The sequence below is a fragment of the Novosphingobium sp. B-7 genome (assembly GCF_000410615.1).
Taxonomy (GTDB): Bacteria; Pseudomonadota; Alphaproteobacteria; order Sphingomonadales; family Sphingomonadaceae; genus Novosphingobium; species Novosphingobium capsulatum.
Map to the genome: position 1 here is coordinate 8,378 of NZ_KE148504.1, position 3,858 is coordinate 12,235.

General features: G+C 67.7%; 4 protein-coding genes and 1 pseudogene. 2 read left to right on the plus strand and 3 right to left on the minus strand.

Translation table 11 applies throughout. The annotated features are described in order from the left end of the window. A partial coding sequence (locus H926_RS29990) for a hypothetical protein (RefSeq protein WP_237741164.1) occupies window positions 1–446 on the plus strand: 446 nt, incomplete at its 5' end. Window positions 447–522: 76 nt separating this feature from the next. After that, window positions 523–996: an EF-hand domain-containing protein gene (locus tag H926_RS0122635; RefSeq protein WP_022678297.1), complete on the plus strand. Its 474-nt coding sequence runs from the start codon at window positions 523–525 to the stop codon at window positions 994–996. On the opposite strand, the gene H926_RS0122640 is transcribed toward H926_RS0122635, so the two are convergent. The 3 genes and pseudogenes from H926_RS0122640 to H926_RS29995 all read right to left on the minus strand — a co-directional run. Continuing rightward, window positions 997–1,845 carry an HAD-IIA family hydrolase gene (locus H926_RS0122640; protein WP_028658388.1) on the minus strand — a complete coding sequence of 283 codons (849 nt, stop codon included), beginning with the start codon at window positions 1,843–1,845 and terminating at the stop codon, window positions 997–999. It abuts the gene before it with no gap. Next, complete coding sequence (locus H926_RS0122645) at window positions 1,842–3,314, minus strand: acetyl-CoA carboxylase (protein WP_022678272.1); 1,473 nt, start codon at window positions 3,312–3,314, stop codon at window positions 1,842–1,844. The genes H926_RS0122640 and H926_RS0122645 overlap by 4 nt, the downstream gene beginning before the upstream one ends. Continuing rightward, window positions 3,311–3,858, minus strand: a pseudogene (locus H926_RS29995) (acetyl-CoA carboxylase biotin carboxylase subunit); the annotation flags it as partial. The pseudogene H926_RS29995 and the gene H926_RS0122645, both read right to left, overlap by 4 nt.

Sequence of the window (3,858 nt, forward strand, 5' to 3'; positions counted from 1 at the left end):
CGCGGGATGGGCGCGACGCCATCATGATCCAGCTGCGGCTGGCATGGTGGCGCGATCGCCTGGGCGAGGATGCCGCCCGCTGGCCCAAGGGTGAACCCTTGCTGGCCATGCTTTCCCCCTGGAACCCGGCACGCCCCGCGCTTTCGGCGCTGGTCGATGGCTATGAGGCGCTGCACGTGGGCGAGGAAGGCACTGCGGCGCTTGATGAGGCCCGCGTGGGCGTGATGCTGGCGCTGGCCGGTCTGTCTGACATTGTCGATCTGGCGCCGGTGGACCGGGCCCCCCGCCAGTGGCGCGGCCTGGCGCTATCCACGCGCGGAACGGCGCCGCTGCCCCGCGCGATGCGGCCACTGGCGCTGCTACGGGGCATGGCCCTGCGCGGCGAGGGCGGCAGCCCGGCGCTGCGCTTCCTTGCGGCGCTGAGGCTTGGTCTGATCGGCCGCTGATCCTGCCAAATCGGTATCGCTTTCCCCTGTGAACGTCCGCCCGGGACCGTAAAATTGCGTAAACCGGGGGGTGGACATGAACAGGACGTTGGTGGGTGCTTTGGGCGCGCTGATGCTGGTGGCAGCGGGCGTTTTCTGGTGGCAAGGCCACGCTGCCGTGCAGAAAAACCCCGCGCTGGCCGCCGTCCCCAGCAGCGCACCGTCAGCCGAGGCGAGCGAGGACGATACCCTGCCCACCGCCGATGGTGACGGCTTGCAAGGCCCGGCCTTGCCACATGCCAGCGAGGCCAGCCGCGAGCAGCGCCGCTTCGACCGGTTCGACAAGGACCGCGATGGCCGCATCACCCGCAACGAACTGCTGGCCCCGCGGGCCAAGGATTTCCGCAAGCTGGATGTCGACGGCAACAACCTGCTCAGCTTTGACGAATGGGCGGTGAGCACCGAGAACAAGTTCAAGAGCGCCGATGCCAACGGCGATGGCGCGTTGACCCGCGCTGAGTTCGTCACCACCAAGCAGAAAACCAAGAAGGCGTCCTGCGCCTGCAAGTGATCAGGCCAGCGCGTGTAACACCGGCTCCAGTCCATCGAGCAGAACGCCAGGCCGATCGCGCTGCGGCAGGTCGCTGGCCGATTTCATCAGGCCGGTGGTCAGCCCCACGGCCATGGCGCCAGCGCCGTTGGCCATGCGCATTTCGAGGGCGGGATCATCGCCCACCACCACCATCGCGCCCGCGGCGCTGCGCGGCAGGCCCATGATCTGGCGGGCCACGTCAAAGGCCACGCGCGATGGCTTGCCCAGGATGCGCGCTCGCTTGCCGGTCATTGCCGTGAGCATCGCATTGATGGCAAAGCTCGATCCAATCGCGCGGCCCGTGGCCGTGGCAAAGAATGGTACGTTGCTGGCGGTAAACAGCCGCGCCCCGTGCCACAGCGAATCGCAGCCGGCCTCAAGCGCGGCAAAATCGAACTCGCGAAACCATCCGGTATAGACCGCATCGACGCGCTCTGCCGGTTCCGACGGATCGATCACGTCAAGCCCGATCGCCCGCAGCGGCGCGGCGCAGCCGGCATTGCCCAGCACCCGCACCCGCCGCAACCCCTGCGCGGCAAACCACGCGGCGGCCGATGCCGATGGCGTGAGCATCTGCGCATCGTCTACCGGAAATCCTGCATTGCGCAGCGATGCGGCATAGTCGGCCGGCGCCTTGGCCGTGCCATTGGTGAAGATCACATACGGCGTGCCGCGCTGGCGCAGCCGTTCCAGCAGGGCCACGGCATGGGGCAGGGCCTTGTGTCCGCCGCTCTTGGCGTCGCCCAGGGCAATCGTGCCATCCATGTCGAAGATGAAGCCGGCGGCATCGCGCAGACGCGCCGCATGATCATGGGAAAGGGCGGTCACAGGCTGGCTCCGGCATGAAGGGCGAGGCGAAAGCCGGGGCGTTCGACCACCAGGTTGCGTGCGTCGGGCTTGGCCGCCAATTGCCGCAGCAGGCTGAGCAGCGGCGCGGCCTCGGGCGTGTAGGTGGCGCGCGAGGGGCCTGCGGCCAGCATCGCATCGACCTGATCGCCCGGCATGACCGCGCGCAGCAGGAATTCCTCGTCCGGCAGGCCCTGGCCAAACTGGCGGCGCAGGTCGGCCAGGGTGGGAAACGCCGGCTCCCGCTCCAGTTCGCGCGCACGTGGCCGGTCCATGATCGTGGCCAGCACCGCCGGATCGATCGGCGAGGTGGGCTTGCCGAACTTGCCCAGGCAATAGCGGATCACCTGGTCTGAAACCTGGGCATAGCGATGGCTGCCGATCACATTGAACAGCGCCTGGTTCATGACCATCTGCGGAAACGGCGTGACCATGATGGGATAGCCCAGTTCGGCGCGCACTTGCCCGGTTTCGGCAATCACGGCCTCCATCCGGTCGGCCAGGCCCAGTTCGGCCAGTTGCCGCGCCGTGGTCGTCATCACCCCGCCGGCGATCTGGTGGCGCAGGAAACTGGCATCGAAATTCTGCGGCGCGCCCGGCGGCAGGCCTTCGGCCAGAGCCACGCGCTGCCAATAGCGAGTCAGGCGCGTGAGCGCGTTCCGGTCGATCTCCACGCTGTGGCCGGCATCCTCAAGGTTGGCGAGCATGCGGTTCGCCTCGGGCAGCGATGAGCCATCGCCACCCGGGCCAACGCCCACATGCACGGCGCTGATGTCCAGGCGCGCTGCCTCCAGGCTGGAAAGCATGCCCTGGCCGATCGTGGTATGGGCGTGGATTTCCAGCGGCTTGGCGCCGATCACGGCCTTTACCGCCGGCACCAGCGTGCGCACCCGGTCCACCGACAACAGCCCGCCCGGGTCCTTGATATAGAACAGGTCGATATCGGGGCATTGCGCCAAGGCGCGGGCGAAATCGGCGTAGAACGCGTCGGTATGGATCGAAGACAGCGTGAAGGTGAGCGCGGCCATGACCTGCGCCCCGCCTTCCTGCTTTACCAGCCGCGCCGCTTCGATCACGGCGGGCACCTCGTGCATCGGATCGAGCAGCACGAAGCGGCCCACGCCATTGGCCTGCAGCGTGCGATAGACCACCGCCATGAAATCGGGATCGGCCTGCTGCCAGGCGATGAAACGCAGGCCCGTGGTGATGAACTGCAACGGCGTGGTCGGCATGGCGGCGGCCATGCGCCGCAGCCGTTCCCAAGGATTGTTGCGGAAATAGCGGACAGCCACGGCCATATGGCTCGACGAGGTGAAATCCACCGCGGCAAAGCCGCAGGCCTGCGTAAGCGACGCGGCCTGGAGCATGTGCGCGGTGTGCAGGCCGGTGGCGCCCCACAGGCTCTGGTTGCCGTCGCGCATGGTCACATCGACAAGGCGGATCGCGGTCATGGCTTGGATCCCGTAAGATTGAGGCCGGCAAGAAAGCCGGTGTCCACCCCGCCGGCGACAAAGCGCGGATCGGCCAGGATGCGGCGATGAAGCGGTGCCGTGGTCGGCAGCCCGTCGATCCGCAGGTGCTGGAGTGCCGCCGCCATGCGCGCCACGGCTTGTTCGCGCGTGGGACCATGAACGATCAGCTTGCCCAGCAGCGAATCGTAGAATGGTGGAACCTCGCCGCCGTTGGCGATGTGGCTGTCCACCCGGATGCCCGGCCCCGCCGGCCAGGCCGCGCGCGCCACGACGCCGGGCGCCGGGCGGAAATCGGCGTCGGGATCTTCGGCATTGACACGCACCTCGATCGCATGGCCATGGGGCCGCACCATGGCCTGGGTCAGCCGCAGGGGATGCCCCATCGCCACCAGCAACTGCTGTTCCACCAGATCGACGCCGGTGATTGCCTCGGTCACCGGATGCTCCACCTGGATGCGGGCATTGAGTTCGAGGAAGTAGAACGAGAAATCATCCGCATCGACGAGGAATTCGGCCGTGCCCG